Raw genomic sequence first — 16,525 nt, 5'->3', positions numbered from 1 at the left:
AAGAAGACGGCGGGCCGCCTGCGAGGCCCGCTAGCGCGGACGGGCCGCCAGGGCCGCGAAGGCTGAATAGAACACCTCGTCGGGGACCAGGTCCGGGGTCATGAACCGCTGGAACAGCAGGCCCTCGGTCAGGGCGTGGATCACCACCACCAGGACCTCGGGCGCCATGGGGCTGTCGCCTGCCTCCATGATGTCAGCCAGCCAGGCCGCGCCGCCGGCGTAGCTCTCGGCGGTGATCTCGCGAACCCGGGCGCGGACCTCTTCGTGGTTGAGGGTGTGGGCCATGCCGCTGAGGCGGGCCGGGGCCGCCAGCCGTAGGTCCGGGGCCGCGGCCAGAGTCGCCTGGGCGAAGGCCTGCATAATCTCGGGAAAGCTCGAGCCTGGCGCGATCACCGGCTTGATGGGCGCCCAGTCGGTCTGGGCGATGGCCAGGAACAGATCCCGGCGGTTCCTGAAGTTGCCGTAGATCGCCCCGCTGGTCATGCCGGCGCGACGGGCGACATCCTCCAGGGTGACCGCCTCGAACCCCTTTTCACGGGTGAGCTGGCGGGCGGCTTCCATCAGGGCGGCGCGGGTGCGGGCGCGCTTGTCGCCCTTGGGTCTGCGGCGGGTCTCCTGGGTCATGGCCGGAATCTAGGCGATTGCCAATTAATAGGAAGTCTATTTTATAGGATGTCTATTTTGGAGTCGGCCATGGACGCGATCGAAAAGGCCCTGGGGGCGGTGGTGGCGGCCGGGGAGCTGGCCGGCGCCGTCGGCCTGGTCTGGCGGGGCGGGGAGGCCAAGGTCGCCGCGGTCGGATGGCGCGATATCGAGGCCGGGCTGCCGATGCAGCGGGACTCCATCTTCTGCATCGCCTCGATGTCCAAGCCCATCGTCTCGGCGGCGGCCATGACGATGCTGCGGGAGGGGCGCTTTTCCCTGGAGGACCCGATCTCCCGTGTGGCGCCGGAATTCCTGGCCATGCGGGTGCTGCGCGATCCCGACGGGCCGCTGGACGACACCACGCCCGCCGACCGCCAGATCACTTTCGAGGATCTGCTGACGCACCGGGCCGGCCTGACCCAGGCGGGCTTCCACACCGGTCCCATCGACGCCGCCCACCGCGAGGCCCTGGGACCGGATCTCGACAGCCCGTTGTCGCCCGACGCCTGGATCGCGGGCCTGGCCGCCCTGCCGCTGGTGGGCCAGCCGGGGGCGGCCTTCACCTATGGCCGGTCCACCGACCTGCTGGGCCTGCTGCTGGCCCGCATGGAGGGCGCGCCCCTGGAAGAGGTGCTGCGTCACCGGGTGTTCGAACCCCTGGGCATGACCGACACCGGTTTCTCCGTGCCGCCGGAGGCGCGCCATCGTCGCGCGGGGCTCTATGGCTTCGACATGGAGGGCCGGCTGAAGAAGCTGCCCACCGTTCCAGGCGGCGCGGCCCTGGCTGAGCGACCCGACGACATGGAATTCGCCTCGGGCGGGGCAGGGCTCTGGTCGACGGTGGACGACTACCTGGCCTTCGCGCGGACCTTCGTGGACGGACGCCTGCTCTCGCCGCAGACCCTGGCCCTGATGACGACCAACCGGCTGACGGAGGCGCAGCGGCTCGGAACCCTGATGTTCGGCATGCCCACCTTCGGCCCCGGCTGCGGCTTTGGCCTGGGGGTCGCGGTGACGATGGATCCGGCCACCGCCCCGGTGATCCGCGGCAAGGGCGGGATGGGCACGGTGGGCTGGCCCGGCGCCTATGGCGGCTGGTGGCAGGCCGACCCCACCGACGGCTCGGTGGCCATCCTGCTGATGCACAACATGCTGGAACTGGAGCAGCTGACCGCCGGCTACGGCTTGGGAGGCTACGGTGCGATCATGGCGTTCCACGCCCTGGCGACGGCCTAGAACCCGCTAGCTCTGTTCGAAGCGGACGCGCTGGTAGGTGTTGGGCCCGAACAGCACGGCGGTCAGGAACAGGAAGATGAATTCCGCCGCCAGCAGCCGCCAGGCCCCGGTCTGTTCGGCCACGCTGAAGGCCTCCAGCGCCTCGCGGCCGAAGAACAGCCAGGCCCCGCCCTCGACCACCAGGGCGGCCATCCCCCAGCCGACGGCGTCCAGCACGGCCTTGCCGGCTGTCCAGGCGGCCCGCAGCCGCAAGAGTAGGGCGATCAGCCCTAGCCACCATGGCGCCCACAGCCACCCGGCCAGCATCGCCGAGAGCGGTTCGGCCCAGGTGGGCAAGGCGGCGACCAGGTCGTTGATCAGGCTGCGCGGCGCCTGCGGCTCGAGGATCAGCGCCAGATGCGGGACCGCATAGAGGGCGGCGAACACCAGGAAGAAGGGGGCCATCCAGAATGCCGGCCGTCCATGGACCTCGCGCCAGGCCTTCACCAGCGCCGCCGCCGCCGGGTCCTGACGCGCCTTGGCCGCCCGCCGGGAGGCCTTCTCGCGAGGAGCCGGGTCGGCGGGCCTGGGCCTCCGCGCGGCGAGTGCCGCCAGCGCCGCCCTGAGCCGAGCCCACAGCGTCGACAAACCCGAGGGCTCGGGTCCGCTGACTGTTGGTTGGTCTTGTTTGCCGTCCATGCCTTCCCCCCGGAAGCTCCGGGGCAGGATGTACCAGTCGCAGAACGGCGTCACGCGACTTGTGGCGCGACCCTGCAATCCCACGCGCCGGCGCCGAACTAGGGGCCGCACCCCCTCTGCGCGCCTCCAGTTTGTCCTTCTCCCGCAAGGGGAGAAGGACGCGCGTAGCTATTTGGGCAAATGGGTATGAACCAGATCGCAGACATCATGGAGGTCGCGAACGACAAGGACGCAGAGCGCGCGAATGTCCTCGGTGGGCTCCGTCAGATCCGGCGCCATAACGGTCATCATGCCGGCCGCCGCCGCCGACCGGACGCCGATGTGGGAGTCCTCGAGGGCCAGGCAGAACCGGGGTTCGACGCCGAGCCGCTCGGCGGCTTTCAGGAAGGGATCGGGCGCGGGTTTGCCGTTCTCGTAGTCGCCGCGGCAGACGATCTCGGCGAAGCGCTCGGTCAGGCCGTGCGCGGCCAGGTGACGCTCGACCGTCGCGCGGGATGAAGAGGTGGCGATGGCGCGGGGCAGCCGGAGCTGGTCCAGGGCGTCCAGCAGTTCGAGAACGCCGGGCTTCATGGCGGGCCTGTTCTCGGCCACCAGCCAGAAGTGCCGCCGCCAATCGGCATGGAAGTCCTCAAACCGGAAGTCCCCGCCGAAGTGCGATCGGAACAAGGGGCCGCATTGCGACCGCCGCACGCCGATCGACCCGTTGTAGACCGCGTCCGGAATCGTGTGCCCAGCCTCGGCGGCGGCGGCCAGCAGACCCTCCTGCCACAGCGCCTCGGTATCGAACAGCAAGCCGTCCATGTCGAAGATCACGGCGCGTGGGCGGTAGGGCAGGGTCATGCCGCGTGCGGTTGGTGGAAATCGCCTAGAGCCGCTAGGACGCGCTCGTGCACTGGTGGCGCGGGCCGGGGCGGCTCGAACGCCCGCCCGGTGATCCGCTCGTGGGCCTCGACATAGGTCAGGGCGGTCTTCCAAATCAGCTCCGGGGGGATTTCCGGGACATCCTCGTTGTACGGGTCACATCGCGCGGCGACCCAGGCGCGGATCACGTCCTTGTCGAAGCTGTCGGGAGGCTCGCCGGCGGCGAGGCGCTGCGGATAGGTGTCGGCCCGCCAGTAGCGGCTGGAGTCGGGGGTGTGGATTTCATCGGCGAGGCAGATGGTTCCGTTGGCATCGACGCCGAACTCATACTTCGTGTCGGCGAGGATCAGGCCGCGCTCCGCGGCCAGCGCCTGGCCCCGGGCGAAGAGGGCCAGGGCGATCTCGCTGACCTGCCGCCATTGGGCCTCGCTGAGCAGACCGCGCGCGAGGATTTCGCTCTCGGTCAGCGGCTCATCATGGGCGCCGTCGGCGGCCTTGCTGGTGGGGGTGATGATCGGCATCTCGAGCGCCTGGTGGTCGGCGAGGCCGTCGGGCAGCAGATGCCCGTACATCTCGCGGCGACCGGCCCGGTACAGGGTCAGGATCGAGGTGCTTGTCGTACCCGCCAGATAGCCGCGCACGACGAACTCCACCGGCAGGATCTCGAGGCGCCGGCCGACCATGATGTTCGGGTCGGGATAGTCCAGCACGTGGTTGGGGCAGAGGTCGGCGGTCTGCTCGAAGGCCCAGCGGGCGACACCGTTCAGCACCTGCCCCTTGAACGGAATGCAGCACAGCACCCGGTCGAAGGCCGACAGTCGGTCGGAGGTGACCAGGATGCGCCGCCCGTCCGGCAGGTCGTAGTTGTCGCGCACCTTGCCGCGGTAGAGGCCCGGCAGGCCCGGGTCGATCGCGTCGGCCAGCACCTGGGCGCTGGCCGCCAGCCGGGCTTCGTCCAGCGTGGACATGGTGGTCTCCCTGACGAGGTCGATGAGGTCTTCCAGGGCGAGCCGCCCATCCCGCGAGACCTTCGTGCGGGCGGCCTGGACCGACTTGCGCGCCCGCTGCAGGTCATTGATGCGCGTGGTGAGCACGTCCTCCTGCAGGGCGAGCAGGGCCGGCAGGTCCGCGTCCCGCCCATCGAGAAGCTGGGTGATGCGGGCCAGGGACAGGCCCAGCGACTTCAGGGTCAGCACCTGGTGCAGGCGCTCGATCTCGCCTGGACCGTAGACGCGCCAGCCGGCCCGGGTCCGCCGGGGCGACACCAGGCCTCTCCGTTCGTACAGGCGCAGGGCCCGCACCCCGACGCCGAGGCGACGCGCGGTCTCGATGGGACTTAGAAAGCGCTCGCTCACTGGCGTCTCCATGGGATGCGCCACCTATGAGGCCGGACCCAGGTTCCGCCTCAAGCCCTATTTTCGGCGAAACTGCGAGGCCCAAGCAAAACGGCCCGGAGCGTGAGCTCCGGGCCGTCCTGTTGTCGTCCGTAGATCAGGTCGCTTTAGGCGAACTGGCCCATGGTGTTGTGGACGCCGCCGGCCTTCAGGGCCGCTTCGCCGGCGAAGTATTCCTTGTGGTCGTCGCCGATGTCGGAGCCCGACATGTTCTGGTGCTTCACGCAGGCGATCCCTTCGCGGATCTCCTTGCGCTGGACGTTCTTCACGTAGCCCAGCATGCCCTGCGACCCGAAGTATTCCTTGGCCAGGTTGTCCGTGGACAGGGCCGCGGTGTGGTAGGTCGGCAGGGTGATCAGGTGGTGGAAGATGCCCGCCCGCTTGGCGCCATCGGCCTGGAAGGTGCGGATGCGTTCGTCGGCTTCCACGGCCAGTTCGGTGGTGTCGTAGTCCACGCTCATCAGCTTGTCGCGGTCATAGGCCGAGACGTCCTTACCGGCCGCCTTGTAGGCGTCATAGACCTGCTGGCGGAAGTTCAGGGTCCAGTTGAAGGACGGGCTGTTGTTGTAGACCAGCTTGGCGTTCGGGATCACCGCGCGGACGCGGTCCATCATGCCGGCGATCTGCTCGACGTGGGGCTTTTCGGTTTCGATCCACAGCAGGTCGGCGCCGTTCTGCAGTGAGGTGATCGAGTCGAGGACGCAGCGGTCTTCACCGGTGCCTTCGCGGAACTGGAAGAGGTTCGAGGGCAGGCGCTTGGGACGCAGCAGCTTGCCGTCGCGGTTCAGGACCACGTCGCCGTTCTTCATGTCGGCCGGGGCGACTTCTTCGCAGTCGAGGAAGCTGTTGTACTGGTCGCCCAGGTCGCCCGGGGTGGTGGAGACGGCGATCTGCTTGGTCAGGCCGGCGCCGAGCGAGTCGGTGCGAGTGACGATGACGCCGTCTTCAACGCCCAGTTCGAGGAAGGCGTAGCGGCAGGCGCGGACCTTCTGCAGGAAGTCCTCGTGCGGCACGGTGACCTTGCCGTCCTGGTGACCGCACTGCTTTTCGTCGGAGACCTGGTTTTCGATCTGCAGGGCGCAGGCGCCGGCCTCGATCATCTTCTTGGCCAGCAGGTAGGTGGCTTCGGCGTTGCCGAACCCGGCGTCGATGTCGGCGATCACCGGGACGACGTGGGTCTGATAGTTGTCGACGGCGTCGATGATGGCCTTTTCCTTGGCCTTGTCGCCGGCCGCGCGGGCGGCGTCGAGGTCGCGGAACATGCCGCCCAGCTCACGGGCGTCAGCCTGGCGCAGGAAGGTGTAGAGCTCTTCGATCAGGGCCGGCACCGAGGTCTTCTCGTGCATCGACTGGTCGGGCAGGGGGCCGAATTCCGAACGCAGGGCGGCGACCATCCAGCCCGACAGGTAGAGGTAGCGGCGGTCGGTGGTGCCGAAGTGCTTCTTGATGGAGATCAGCTTCTGCTGGCCGATGAAGCCGTGCCAGCAGCCCAGGGACTGGGTGTACTGCGAGGAGTCGGCGTCATAGGCCGCCATGTCCTTGCGCATGATGCCGGCGGTGTAGCGGGCGATTTCCAGACCGGTCTTGAAGCGGTTCTGGACGCGCATGCGGGCCACGGATTCGGCGTCGATCGCCTCCCACGGACCCTTCTTCGACGAGATGAGCTGGCCCATCTGAATGATATGATCTTGGTACGCCATGTCGGCCTCGATGCCAGGAGTGATGTTGAGCGGGGCGATAGCAGAGCCGCTCACGCCTTGGGGAGAGCCTGCGAGGTCTAGTTGTCGAACTTTACGCGGCGTCGTTGTCATGTTGTAATGTTTCGACAACGGGATTTGTAACTGACATGGTCGCCGAACGCCGCCTCTATGTGGGGCCAAGCCTGCGCCGCCTGCGCCGGGACCTTGGCCTGACCCAGGCCGACATGGCCCGCGACCTGGAAGTCTCGGCCTCCTACGTCGCGCTGCTGGAGCGCAATCACCGGCCGCTCAGCGCCGAGATGCTGCTGCGCCTGGCCCAGACCTACAAGCTGGACATGTCGACCCTGGCCGGGACCAGCGGGGCCGACGAGACCGCGCGGCTGCAGGCGGTGCTGAAGGACCCGATGTTCGCCGACATCGACCTGCCGGCCCTCGAAACCTCCGACCTGTCGGGTAACTTCCCCGGCATCACCGAGGCCCTGCTGAGGCTCTACACGACCTATCGCGAGGAGCAGTTGGCCCTGGCCGACCGGGGCGCGGAAACCCACGAGACCGGCGGGGAGGGGAGCGACGCCACCGATCCGGTCGCTGAATCCCGGCGCTTCCTGGCCGCCCGGCGCAACAGCTTCCCCAGCCTGGACGACGCCGCCGAGCGCATCGCCCAGGGCGTCGCCGGGCAGGACAACCTGGTGGGTTACCTGAAGGCGCGGCACGGCCTGCGGGTTCGCCGCATGCCGTCGGCCGTCATGGTGGGCTCAATCCGGCGACTGGACTGGCACCGCAAGGAGATCCTGCTGGACGACGGCCTGGATACGGCCAGCCAGATGTTCCAGCTGGCCCTGCAGCTGGCCTATCTGGAGATGCGCGAGGAGGTGGACGCCGTCCTGGCCGAGGGGACCTTCGTCACCGAGAGCGGCGAGCGCCTGACCCGGCGCGCCCTCGCCAGCTATGCGGCGGCCGCGGTGATCATGCCCTATTCGGCCTTCGCCCGGGCGGTGGAGGCCCGCCGCTACGACGTCGAGGCCCTGGCGCGGCAGTTCGGCGCCAGCTTCGAACAGACCGCCCACCGGCTGACGACCCTTCAGAAGCCGGGACAGGAGCGGGTGCCGTTCTTCTTCATCCGCGTCGATCCGGCCGGCAACGTCTCCAAACGCCTGGACGGGGCGGGCTTCCCCTTCGCGCGGCACGGCGGCGGCTGTCCCCTGTGGTCGCTGCACCAGGTGTTCAAGACGCCCCGCGAGATCGTCACCCAGTGGCTGGAACTGCCCGACGGCCAGCGGTTCTTCTCCATCGCCCGCACGGTGACGGCCGGCGGCGGGTCCTTCGGCAGCCCAAGGGTGGAGCGGGCCATCGCGCTCGGCTGCGCCGCCGAGCACGCGGGCAAGCTGGTCTATACCCAGGACCTGCCGCCGGAGGCCGCGACCCCCATCGGCGTGACCTGCCGCCTGTGCCACCGCACCGAATGCACGGCCCGCTCGGCGCCCCCCATCGGTCGCCAGATCCTGCCCGACGACATCCGCCGCACCAGCCTGCCCTTTGGCTTCTCCGACAGCTGAAACTTGCGCCCTCCCTGAAAATGGGGGCTTCAAAGCCGCGCGCTTCCGTGCAGTAAAGCGCCCGTTGAGTGGGGCGCGTCGCCGGTGCGGCGGGCCCTTGAACGCCCAATTCGAGAGCCCGGTACGCACATGGATATCAGCAGCACCCTGACCGTCGACGACATCCTGCACGCCTTTGTGGAACAGGAACTGCTCACCGGGACCGGGGTGGACGCCGCCAAGTTCTGGGGCGCCCTGGAGTCCATCCTGGCAGACTTCACGCCGCGCAACGCCGAGCTGCTGGCCCGCCGCGACGCCTTGCAGGAACAGATCGACGCCTGGTGGAAGGCGCGCAAGGGCAAGGATTTCAGCGTCGCCGAGGAGATCGCCTTCCTGCGCGAGATCGGCTACCTGCTGCCGGAGCCCGCGCCCTTCGAGATCTCGACCGTCAACGTCGATCCGGAGATCGCCAAGGTCGCCGGGCCGCAGCTGGTGGTGCCGGTTTCGAACGGGCGGTTCGCGCTCAACGCCGCCAACGCGCGCTGGGGCAGCCTCTATGACGCCCTCTACGGCACCGACGCCCTGGAGCCGCCGACCGGCGGCAAGGGCTATGACCCCTTGCGCGGGGCCAAGGTAGTGGCCTTCGCCCGCGGTCTGCTGGACCGCGTGGCGCCCCTGGCGAGCGGCTCGCATTCGGACGCCACGAGCTATGTGGTGAAGAACGGCGCCCTGGCGGTCAGCCTCAAGGACGGCGCCACCACCGGCCTGAAGGACGCGGGTCAGTTCGCCGGCTGGCGGGGATCGGCGGAGGCGCCGGAGGGCGTGTTGCTGGCCCACAACAGCCTGCACCTGGAGATCCAGATCGACCGCGCCCACAACATCGGCAAGGACGACGCCGCGGGCGTCTCCGACGTGCTGGTGGAGGCCGCGCTGACCGCCATCCAGGACTGCGAGGATTCCGTCGCCGCCGTTGACGCCGAGGACAAGGCGGGCGTCTACCGCAACTGGCTCGGCCTGATGCGCGGCGACCTCTCAGCCAGCTTCCAGAAGGGCGGCCAGACCGAGACCCGGCGCCTCGACGCCGACCGCACCTATGCCAGCGTCAAGGGCGGCGAGCTCACCCTGCGCGGCCGCAGCCTGATGCTGGTGCGCAATGTCGGCCACCACATGCTGCTGGACGCCGTGCGCTTCAATGGCGCGCCGGTCTACGAGACCGTGGTGGACGCCCTGGTCACCGTCACCGCCGCCCTGCACGACCTGAAGGGCAAGCGCCTCAACAGCCCGGCGGGCTCGGTCTATGTCGTGAAGCCCAAGATGCATGGGCCCGACGAAGTGGCCCTGGCGGTTCGCCTGTTCGACCTGGTGGAGGACGCGCTCGGTCTCGAACGCAACACCGTCAAGCTGGGCATCATGGACGAGGAGCGCCGCACCAGCGCCAACCTGGCCGCCTGCATCCATGCCGCCCGCGAGCGGATCGTGTTCATCAACACCGGCTTCCTCGACCGCACCGGCGACGAGATCCACACCGCCATGGAAGCCGGCCCCGTGGTCCGCAAGGACGCCATCAAGGCCGAGCCCTGGCTGCCGGCCTATGAGAAGCGCAATGTCGAGATCGGCCTGGCCACGGGCTTCCCCGGCAAGGCGCAGATCGGCAAGGGCATGTGGGCCGCCCCCGATCAGATGCAGAACATGCTGGCGACCAAGGTCGGCCACCCCAAGGCCGGGGCCAACACCGCCTGGGTGCCGTCCCCCACTGCGGCGGTTCTGCATGCCCTGCACTATCACGAGGTGGACGTGCCCGGCCTGCAGTCGACCATGGCGGCCGCGACCTCCGCCACCGGCCTCGACGACCTGCTGACCCCGCCCCTGGCCCGTTCCAACTGGAACGCCGAGGACATCACCCAGGAACTGGACAACAACGCCCAGGGCATCCTCGGCTACGTCGTGCGCTGGATCGACCAGGGTGTCGGCTGCTCCAAGGTGCCGGACATCCACGATGTGGGCCTGATGGAGGACCGCGCCACCCTGCGGATCTCCAGCCAGCACATCGCCAACTGGCTGCACCACGGCGTCTGCACCGAGGCCCAGGTCCGCGAGACCTTCGCCCGCATGGCCAAGGTGGTGGACGGTCAGAACGCCGGCGACGCCCTGTACCAGCCGATGTCCGGGAACCCCGACAGCGTGGCCTACCAGGCGGCGCTGGAACTGGTGTTCGAGGGACGGTCGCAGCCCAACGGCTACACCGAGCACATCCTGTCGCGCCGCCGTCGGGAACGTAAGGCTCAGCTGGCCTGAAGTCCTTCTCCCCTTGCGGGAGAAGGTGGCCCTGCGGAGCAGGGTCGGATGAGGGGTCGCGCTGACCTATCGGGTTAGGGCGTTGCGAGATGCGCGGATGGGGGAGTGTGACCCCTCATCCGACCGGTCTCCGACCGGCCACCTTCTCCCGCAAGGGGAGAAGGGGTCAGATTCCCTCCCCCACCAAATCCACAATGATCGCGCGGCTCCTCGCCATCTCCTCCTCGCTCGACCCTGGCAGACCCGCCGCCACGATCAGCGCCTTCCAGATCGTCCAGCCTCGGCCCCGCGCCCACGTCGCCTGATCCAGGGGCAAGGCCTCGCGGAACGCGGCGCGCGCCTCGCCATGCAGCAGCGTCCAGGCGATGGCCAGGTCGCAGGCGGGGTCGCCGACGCCGAGGATGCCGAAGTCGATGACGGCGCTGAGCTTGCCGTCCCTCACCAGCAGATTGCCCGCCGCCACGTCGCCGTGCACCCAGACCGGCGGGTTGGTCCATTCCGCCGCCAGGGCCTGTTCCCAGATCGCCAGGGCTGTGGCCCCGTCGATGCTGGCGCCCAGATCCTCGATCGCCTTGCGGGTCTGGTCGTCATAGGTGGCCAGCGGGCCGCCACGGAAGAAGTTGTGCTGGCCGGCCACCGGGCCGTCGGTCACCTCCAGGGCCTGCAGCGCCTTCAGGAACGCCGCCAGGTCGCGGGCGAATTGCGGCAGGTCTGGGATGCGCTCCAGGCTGGCGGTCTCCCCCTGGATCCAGCGATAGACCGACCAGGGCCAGGGATAGCCTTCGCCAGGTTCGCCCAGGCCCACCGGCTCGGGAACGGGCAGGGGCAGTTGCGGGGCCAGCCTCGGAAGCCAGGCCTGCTCCTTCTCGACCTGGGCCACATAGGCCCGTGCGCTGGGCAGCCGCACGCTCATCTCGTCGCCGAGGTGGAAGGTGGTGTTGTTCTTGCCGCCGAAGACCACCGGGCGGACGGGCAGGTGGGCCCACTGCGGAAACTGGCCGGCCACCAGGCGGCGGACGAGGTCGGCGTCGAAGGGAATGCGCTTGGACTTGGTCTCGGTCATGGGGCGATGTTTCCACCCATGGCCAGGCTTGGCGAGTGCGGCGGCGTGGGGGCTTCCTTTCCGCGCGCGGCATGTGTCTATGCTGCCACGCAACATTTCGAGGATCGGGTATGGCGTACGAACATTTTGACGTGGTGATCGTCGGCGCGGGCCTGTCGGGCATCGGCGCGGGCTACCACCTGCAGGCCAACTGCCCCGAGCGGTCCTATGTGATCCTCGAGGGCCGCGACGCCATCGGCGGCACCTGGGATCTGTTCCGATATCCGGGCATCCGCTCTGACAGCGACATGTTCACCCTGGGGTACGCCTTCAAGCCGTGGACCCAGGCCAAGGCGATCGCCGACGGCCCCTCGATCCTGAACTATGTCCGCGAGACCGCTCGCGAGCACGGCATCGACCAGCACATCCGGTTCAACACCCAGGTGAAGGGCGCCTCCTGGTCGACCGAGGACGCGGCCTGGACCGTCGAGGTGGAGAAGGACGGCAAGCGCAGCCACGTCACCGCCAACTTCCTCTTCCTGTGCGGCGGCTACTATTCCTATGCGGGCGGCTACACCCCGGAGTTCCCCGGCGTCGAGAGCTTCAAGGGCCAGTTGGTTCATCCGCAGCAGTGGACCCCGGACATCGACCACGCCGGCAAGAAGGTGGTCGTGATCGGCTCGGGCGCCACGGCGGTGACCCTGGTGCCGGAGATGGCCAAGACCGCGGCCCACGTCACCATGCTGCAGCGCTCGCCGACCTATGTCGTGGCCGCGCCGGGGGAGGACAAGCAGGCCAACTGGCTGCGCACCAAGCTGCCGGCCAAGCTCGCCTACGCCATCACCCGCTGGCGCAAGGTGCTGTTCGGCATGGTCTTCTATAACTACGCCCGCAAACAGCCGGCCAAGGTGAAGGCCGGGATCATCGAGATGGTCCGCAAGCAGATGGGCCCCGACTACGATGTCGCGACCCACTTCACGCCCACCTACAATCCCTGGGACCAGCGCATCTGCCTGGTGCCGGACGCCGACCTGTTCACGGCGCTCAAGAGCGGCAAAGCCGAGGTGGTCACCGACCACATCGAGACCTTCACCGAGGCCGGGATCAAGCTGAAGTCCGGCAAGGTGCTGGAGGCCGACATCGTAGTCTCGGCGACGGGCCTGGTGCTCCAGGCGATGAACGGCCTGAAGCTGAGCGTCGACGGCCGGCCCATCGATCCGGGCAAGACGCTCTCCTACAAGGGCATGATGTATTCCGACGTGCCCAACCTGGCCTCGGCCTTCGGCTATACGAACGCCTCTTGGACGCTGAAGTGCGACCTGACCTGCGAGTATGTCTGCCGCCTGCTGAATCACATGAAGAAGACCGGCAATCGCCAGGTGACGCCGCGCAACGACGACCCGAATATCGGCGAGGTCCCGTGGCTGGATTTCTCGTCGGGCTACGTCCAGCGCGCCATGGCCAGCTTCCCCAAGCAGGGGACCAAGGCGCCCTGGAAGCTGCACCAGAACTACGCGCTCGACCTGATGAACCTGCGCTTCACGAAGATCGAGGACGGGGTCCTGGCGTTCACCAACAAGGCGGGCGCAAAGGCGCGGCGTCTGGAGGCGGCTTAGAGCTTCAGGCGCAGCAATCGCATCGGCTCGCCCTCCTCGACGAACTCGCGCAGGGGCGTGAACCCCACCGCCTTCGAGCAGGCGAGGGCGACCGTGTTGGCCAGCTCATGGGCGATGTAGGCGGTGGTCTGGGCGAAGTGGGGCAGGGCGAGGCCGCGCACATAGGCGTCCAGCATGGCGCGGCCCAGGCCCCGGCCGAGGAAGGCCGGCTCACCGATATGGAGGTCCAGGCTGATCCCGTCGGTCTGGCCGTCGGCGGCGTCGGGCCAGTCGCGGTTGCGATAGGCCTGCAGGTAGCCGAAGTCGGCGCCGTCGCTTTGCGCGACATGGCAGATGATCGGCTGCGCGCCCCGGACACGGGGGCCATACTTGCTGGCCACGTCCTCCAGGGTCATCGGGGTCTTCTGGACGAAGCGCCGGACGTGGGGCTCGGCGAGCCAGCCGGTCAGCATCGGAAAGTCGGCGGCGGCCAGCGGCCGGAAGGCGATCATGGCTTCAGCCGCGCTTCGAGCTCGTCCATCGTGCCCAGGAAGCTGGCCTCCAGATCCACCTCGTAGAGCCGGGCCAGGGTCATGACGCTCCACAGGCAGTCGGCCAGCTCGTGGGCCAGCTTGGCTTTCGCGTCGGGTATGGCGCGCACCCCCTCGGCGGCCTGGACCAGCTTGGCGAGGTCGCCGACGTCGCCCATGAAACCCAGGGCCACCTCCTCGCCGGTCCAGGGTCGGCCATAGCGCTGAGTTTCCAACTCGGCATAGAGCCGGCGGATCGCCCAGGCGCGCTCGTCGAGATCCTTGAAGTCGGCCATCTTTCGCCCCCATGGACGCAAACCCACGCCCGGCCTAAGTTCATCGCGCCGGAACGGTTTGAGCAAGCTCCCGCCGGCGCCCTTCCCAAAGTCGAGGAGCGACTGATGAGCACGATAACCGGCGGGTGCATGTGCGGCTCCGTCCGCTATGAGATCGACCCTCCGCCTCTGGGCGGCGGCCTATGCCACTGTCGCGACTGCCAGTACCGATCGGGCGGCGGGCCAGCGACGGCCATCGCCTTTCCGCGCGCGGCCTTCCGGCTGACCCGGGGGGTTTTGCGGGAATACTGGACTACGGCGGCCAGTGGAGGGCAGGTCGGTCGGACCTTCTGCGAGGTCTGCGGGACAGGAATCTCTGCGGCGAATTCACAGCACCCAGAGATGATCCCCATCTGCGCCGGTAGTCTTGACGATCCAACTCTGTTCCGGCCCCAGGCCCATGTCTGGACGGGCTCGGCGCCAGCCTGGCATCTCTTCGATGCGGATCTGCCCAGCTTCCCCGCTAGTCCAGGTTGAGTGGGTGGGAAAGTCCGTTGCGCCTGGAAATGACACCGGTTACCTTGTGTCCAGACGGGCTGTCGGCCCGCGCCCTCGGAAACGCCGTCGCACCCCACCATGCCCAAGTCGCTGATCCTCAGAGGCAGCCGATTTCGCCTACGGTCTGCCGAAACACGCCGACAGACTGCACTGGTGGCGCAGACTTCGTCCTTCTCCCCTTGCGGGAGAAGGTGGCCGGTCGGAGACCGGTCGGATGAGGGGTCACGCCTCGCTCTCAAGAAAACCAATTACGCCATCTCGGCTCACCGGTCCGCCGCGACTGGGGCGCCAATGAAATCTGCGGATACGGCCTTCGACCCCTCATCCGACCCCGCTCGGCGGGGCCACCTTCTCCCGCAAGGGGAGAAGGGCGCTATTGCTTCATAGGAACCTGATCATGTTCAAGAAAACCTACCACGCCACCCATCCGGACATGATGAAGGGCGCCGGCAATGACGATCTGCGCGACCGCTATCTGGTCCAGGACCTGTTCGTGGCCGACACGGTCAGCCTGAACTACAGCCACAACGAGCGGTTCGTGATCGGCGGGGCGGCTCCGGTGGCCGGACCGGTGAAGCTGCCGGCCCAGACCGAGCCGGCCTCGGCCGCCGGCCATCCCTTCCTGGAACGCCGCGAGCTGGGGGTGGTCAATGTCGGCGGGGCCGGGAGGATCACCGTCGATGGCCGGGCCTTCGACATGGCCCCGCGCGACGGGCTCTACATCCCGATGGGGGTGGTGGACGTGATCTTCGAGAGCGTGGACGCTGCGAACCCGGCCAGGTTCTACCTGGCCTCCACGCCGGCCCATAAGGTCTGCAAGCTGCAGCACATCGCCATCAGCCAGGCCAACCCCCTGGAGCGCGGCGAGGCGGCGACCTCCAATGAGCGCACCATCTACCAGTACATCATCCCCGGGGTCTGCGAGTCCGCCCAGCTGCTGCTGGGGGTTACCTTCCTGAAGCCGGGCAGCGTGTGGAACACCATGCCGCCGCACCTGCACGACCGCCGTTCGGAGATCTATTTCTATTTCGACCTGGCCGGGGACAATAAGGTCTTCCACTTCATGGGCGAGCCGGACGCCATGCGCCACATCGTGGTCGGCGCCGATGAGGCGGTGATCAGCCCGCCCTGGTCGATCCACATGGGAGCGGGAACCTCCAACTACGGGTTCATCTGGGCCATGGGTGGGGAGAACCTCGACTATACCGACATGAACGTCCTCGACATCTGCCAGCTGAAGTAGGGGTCATGTCTGCCTTCGATCTGACCGGCAAGACCGCCATCGTCACCGGGGCCAACACCGGCCTGGGCCAGGCCATCGCCGAGGCCCTGGCCACGGCCGGCGCCGACATCGTGGCCGTGGGCCGCACCCCGCCGGTGGACACCCGCTTCGCCGTCGAGGCCCTGGGGCGCCGCTTCCACGACATCTCGGCCGATCTCTCCACGATGGAGCCCATCGGCCGCATCGTGGCCGAGACCGTCCAGCATTTCGGCGGGATCGACATCCTGGTGAACAACGCCGGGATCATCCGCCGCAACGACGCCGTCGACTTCACGGAAGACGACTGGGACACGGTGATGGACGTCAATCTGAAGACCACCTTCTTCCTCACCCAGGCGGTGGGGCGCCGCATGATCGAACAGGGGCGAGGGGGCAAGATCGTCAATATCGCCTCGATGCTGTCCTACCAGGGGGGCATCCGGGTGCCGTCCTATGCGGCCAGCAAGAGCGGGCTGGCGGGGATCACCAAGGCCCTGGCCAACGAGTGGGCGGCCAAGGGGATCAACGTCAACGCCATCGCGCCGGGCTACTTCTCCACCAACAACACCACCGCCCTGCGGGCCGACGAGGACCGATCGCGCGACATCCTGGCCCGCATTCCGGCCGGACGTTGGGGCACGCCGGCCGACATCGGCGGGGCGGCTGTGTTCCTGTCGTCCTCGGCGGCGGACTATGTGCACGGGACGCTGCTGGCCGTGGATGGCGGCTGGCTCGGCCGCTGATCCGCCCGATTTCCAAGATCACCTGCGAGGTGAGCCACCTAGTCGCGGCTCGCGCGTTGCCCCATAGCTGGGGCCGTAAAAGCGTGGACTGGATTTGATGGTGTTCGGGGGCGGTGACGCCGTAGGGCGTCCGGGGGGCGAGGCCGAACCGGCGCGGGCGACGCGCCGGCAGTTTGG

At 68.2% G+C, this 16,525-nt stretch carries 15 protein-coding genes and 1 pseudogene; 7 read left to right on the top strand and 9 right to left on the bottom strand.

The window, feature by feature from the left end:
- Window positions 1–30 precede the first annotated feature (30 nt).
- Window positions 31–624 carry a TetR/AcrR family transcriptional regulator gene (locus Q8N10_RS13440; protein WP_304783127.1) on the bottom strand — a complete coding sequence of 198 codons (594 nt, stop codon included), beginning with the start codon at window positions 622–624 and terminating at the stop codon, window positions 31–33.
- Between the two features lie 69 nt (window positions 625–693).
- On the opposite strand from Q8N10_RS13440, the gene Q8N10_RS13435 reads away from it, so the two are divergent.
- Window positions 694–1,881 carry a serine hydrolase gene (locus Q8N10_RS13435; RefSeq protein WP_304783123.1) on the top strand — a complete coding sequence of 396 codons (1,188 nt, stop codon included), beginning with the start codon at window positions 694–696 and terminating at the stop codon, window positions 1,879–1,881.
- A gap of 6 nt (window positions 1,882–1,887) precedes the next feature.
- Here the strand turns inward: Q8N10_RS13435 and Q8N10_RS13430 are convergent, their stop codons facing one another.
- From Q8N10_RS13430 to Q8N10_RS13410, 5 genes and pseudogenes are all read right to left on the bottom strand, one after another.
- Entirely contained in the window at window positions 1,888–2,559 is a 672-nt protein-coding gene (locus Q8N10_RS13430) for a hypothetical protein (protein WP_304783120.1), read from the bottom strand.
- 168 nt (window positions 2,560–2,727) lie between these two features.
- Window positions 2,728–3,399 (bottom strand): HAD family phosphatase, encoded by a 672-nt coding sequence (locus Q8N10_RS13425; protein ID WP_304783117.1) that lies wholly within the window; start codon window positions 3,397–3,399, stop codon window positions 2,728–2,730.
- Window positions 3,396–4,364 (bottom strand): phosphoribosylaminoimidazolesuccinocarboxamide synthase, encoded by a 969-nt coding sequence (locus Q8N10_RS13420; protein ID WP_370690267.1) that lies wholly within the window; start codon window positions 4,362–4,364, stop codon window positions 3,396–3,398. Before Q8N10_RS13420 ends, Q8N10_RS13425 begins: the two co-directional genes overlap by 4 nt.
- A 111-nt stretch (window positions 4,365–4,475) precedes the next feature.
- Window positions 4,476–4,787: pseudogene (locus Q8N10_RS13415) on the bottom strand (MerR family transcriptional regulator); the annotation flags it as partial.
- Between the two features lie 134 nt (window positions 4,788–4,921).
- Entirely contained in the window at window positions 4,922–6,514 is a 1,593-nt protein-coding gene (locus Q8N10_RS13410; protein WP_304783114.1) for an isocitrate lyase, read from the bottom strand.
- Between the two features lie 146 nt (window positions 6,515–6,660).
- On the opposite strand from Q8N10_RS13410, the gene Q8N10_RS13405 reads away from it, so the two are divergent.
- Both Q8N10_RS13405 and Q8N10_RS13400 read left to right on the top strand, forming a co-directional pair.
- Window positions 6,661–8,070: a short-chain fatty acyl-CoA regulator family protein gene (locus Q8N10_RS13405; RefSeq protein ID WP_304783111.1), complete on the top strand. Its 1,410-nt coding sequence runs from the start codon at window positions 6,661–6,663 to the stop codon at window positions 8,068–8,070.
- A 129-nt stretch (window positions 8,071–8,199) separates the two neighbouring features.
- Complete coding sequence (locus tag Q8N10_RS13400) at window positions 8,200–10,344, top strand: malate synthase G (protein WP_304783108.1); 2,145 nt, start codon at window positions 8,200–8,202, stop codon at window positions 10,342–10,344.
- A gap of 166 nt (window positions 10,345–10,510) precedes the next feature.
- Here the strand turns inward: Q8N10_RS13400 and Q8N10_RS13395 are convergent, their stop codons facing one another.
- Complete coding sequence (locus tag Q8N10_RS13395) at window positions 10,511–11,407, bottom strand: aminoglycoside phosphotransferase family protein (RefSeq protein WP_304783105.1); 897 nt, start codon at window positions 11,405–11,407, stop codon at window positions 10,511–10,513.
- A 110-nt stretch (window positions 11,408–11,517) separates the two neighbouring features.
- Between Q8N10_RS13395 and Q8N10_RS13390 the strand changes: the two genes are divergently transcribed.
- A complete protein-coding gene (locus Q8N10_RS13390) occupies window positions 11,518–13,002 on the top strand; it encodes an NAD(P)/FAD-dependent oxidoreductase (protein WP_304783102.1) in 1,485 nt (494 codons plus the stop codon).
- On the opposite strand, the gene Q8N10_RS13385 is transcribed toward Q8N10_RS13390, so the two are convergent.
- Window positions 12,999–13,493: a GNAT family N-acetyltransferase gene (locus tag Q8N10_RS13385; RefSeq protein WP_304783098.1), complete on the bottom strand. Its 495-nt coding sequence runs from the start codon at window positions 13,491–13,493 to the stop codon at window positions 12,999–13,001. The two genes, Q8N10_RS13390 and Q8N10_RS13385, sit on opposite strands and share 4 nt — an antisense overlap.
- Window positions 13,490–13,807, bottom strand: coding sequence for a MazG nucleotide pyrophosphohydrolase domain-containing protein (locus Q8N10_RS13380; RefSeq protein WP_304783095.1), 318 nt, complete (start codon window positions 13,805–13,807; stop codon window positions 13,490–13,492). Before Q8N10_RS13380 ends, Q8N10_RS13385 begins: the two co-directional genes overlap by 4 nt.
- 105 nt (window positions 13,808–13,912) lie before the next feature.
- Here Q8N10_RS13380 and Q8N10_RS21055 point away from each other — a divergent pair, with 105 nt between their 5' ends.
- The 3 genes from Q8N10_RS21055 to kduD all read left to right on the top strand — a co-directional run bounded on the left by Q8N10_RS21055 (window position 13,913) and on the right by kduD (window position 16,348).
- The gene (locus tag Q8N10_RS21055) at window positions 13,913–14,323 is read left to right on the top strand and encodes a GFA family protein (protein ID WP_370690265.1); all 411 of its coding nucleotides are present in this window, start codon (window positions 13,913–13,915) and stop codon (window positions 14,321–14,323) included.
- A 418-nt stretch (window positions 14,324–14,741) separates the two neighbouring features.
- Entirely contained in the window at window positions 14,742–15,587 is an 846-nt protein-coding gene (gene kduI / locus Q8N10_RS13375) for a 5-dehydro-4-deoxy-D-glucuronate isomerase (protein WP_304783090.1), read from the top strand.
- A gap of 5 nt (window positions 15,588–15,592) precedes the next feature.
- Window positions 15,593–16,348, top strand: coding sequence for a 2-dehydro-3-deoxy-D-gluconate 5-dehydrogenase KduD (gene kduD / locus Q8N10_RS13370; protein ID WP_304783086.1), 756 nt, complete (start codon window positions 15,593–15,595; stop codon window positions 16,346–16,348).
- Window positions 16,349–16,525: the final 177 nt, after the last annotated feature.

Source organism: Phenylobacterium sp. (assembly GCF_030693625.1).
GTDB classification, from domain to species: Bacteria; Pseudomonadota; Alphaproteobacteria; order Caulobacterales; family Caulobacteraceae; genus Phenylobacterium; species Phenylobacterium ferrooxidans.
Note: the sequence above shows the minus strand (reverse complement) of the source record. Positions and strands in the feature narration are given on the sequence as shown.

Excerpts from the sequence above, each read along its gene's own strand:
- Q8N10_RS13400 (WP_304783108.1), top strand. The coding sequence starts at position 8,200 with ATGGATATCAGCAGCACCCTGACCGTCGACGACATCCTGCACGCCTTT.
- kduI (WP_304783090.1), top strand. The coding sequence starts at position 14,742 with ATGTTCAAGAAAACCTACCACGCCACCCATCCGGACATGATGAAGGGC.
- Q8N10_RS13410 (WP_304783114.1), bottom strand. The coding sequence starts at position 6,514 with ATGGCGTACCAAGATCATATCATTCAGATGGGCCAGCTCATCTCGTCG.
- Q8N10_RS13425 (WP_304783117.1), bottom strand. The coding sequence starts at position 3,399 with ATGACCCTGCCCTACCGCCCACGCGCCGTGATCTTCGACATGGACGGC.
- Q8N10_RS21055 (WP_370690265.1), top strand. The coding sequence starts at position 13,913 with ATGAGCACGATAACCGGCGGGTGCATGTGCGGCTCCGTCCGCTATGAG.
- kduD (WP_304783086.1), top strand. The coding sequence starts at position 15,593 with ATGTCTGCCTTCGATCTGACCGGCAAGACCGCCATCGTCACCGGGGCC.
- Q8N10_RS13405 (WP_304783111.1), top strand. The coding sequence starts at position 6,661 with ATGGTCGCCGAACGCCGCCTCTATGTGGGGCCAAGCCTGCGCCGCCTG.
- Q8N10_RS13380 (WP_304783095.1), bottom strand. The coding sequence starts at position 13,807 with ATGGCCGACTTCAAGGATCTCGACGAGCGCGCCTGGGCGATCCGCCGG.
- Q8N10_RS13385 (WP_304783098.1), bottom strand. The coding sequence starts at position 13,493 with ATGATCGCCTTCCGGCCGCTGGCCGCCGCCGACTTTCCGATGCTGACC.
- Q8N10_RS13435 (WP_304783123.1), top strand. The coding sequence starts at position 694 with ATGGACGCGATCGAAAAGGCCCTGGGGGCGGTGGTGGCGGCCGGGGAG.
- Q8N10_RS13430 (WP_304783120.1), bottom strand. The coding sequence starts at position 2,559 with ATGGACGGCAAACAAGACCAACCAACAGTCAGCGGACCCGAGCCCTCG.
- Q8N10_RS13390 (WP_304783102.1), top strand. The coding sequence starts at position 11,518 with ATGGCGTACGAACATTTTGACGTGGTGATCGTCGGCGCGGGCCTGTCG.
- Q8N10_RS13395 (WP_304783105.1), bottom strand. The coding sequence starts at position 11,407 with ATGACCGAGACCAAGTCCAAGCGCATTCCCTTCGACGCCGACCTCGTC.
- Q8N10_RS13440 (WP_304783127.1), bottom strand. The coding sequence starts at position 624 with ATGACCCAGGAGACCCGCCGCAGACCCAAGGGCGACAAGCGCGCCCGC.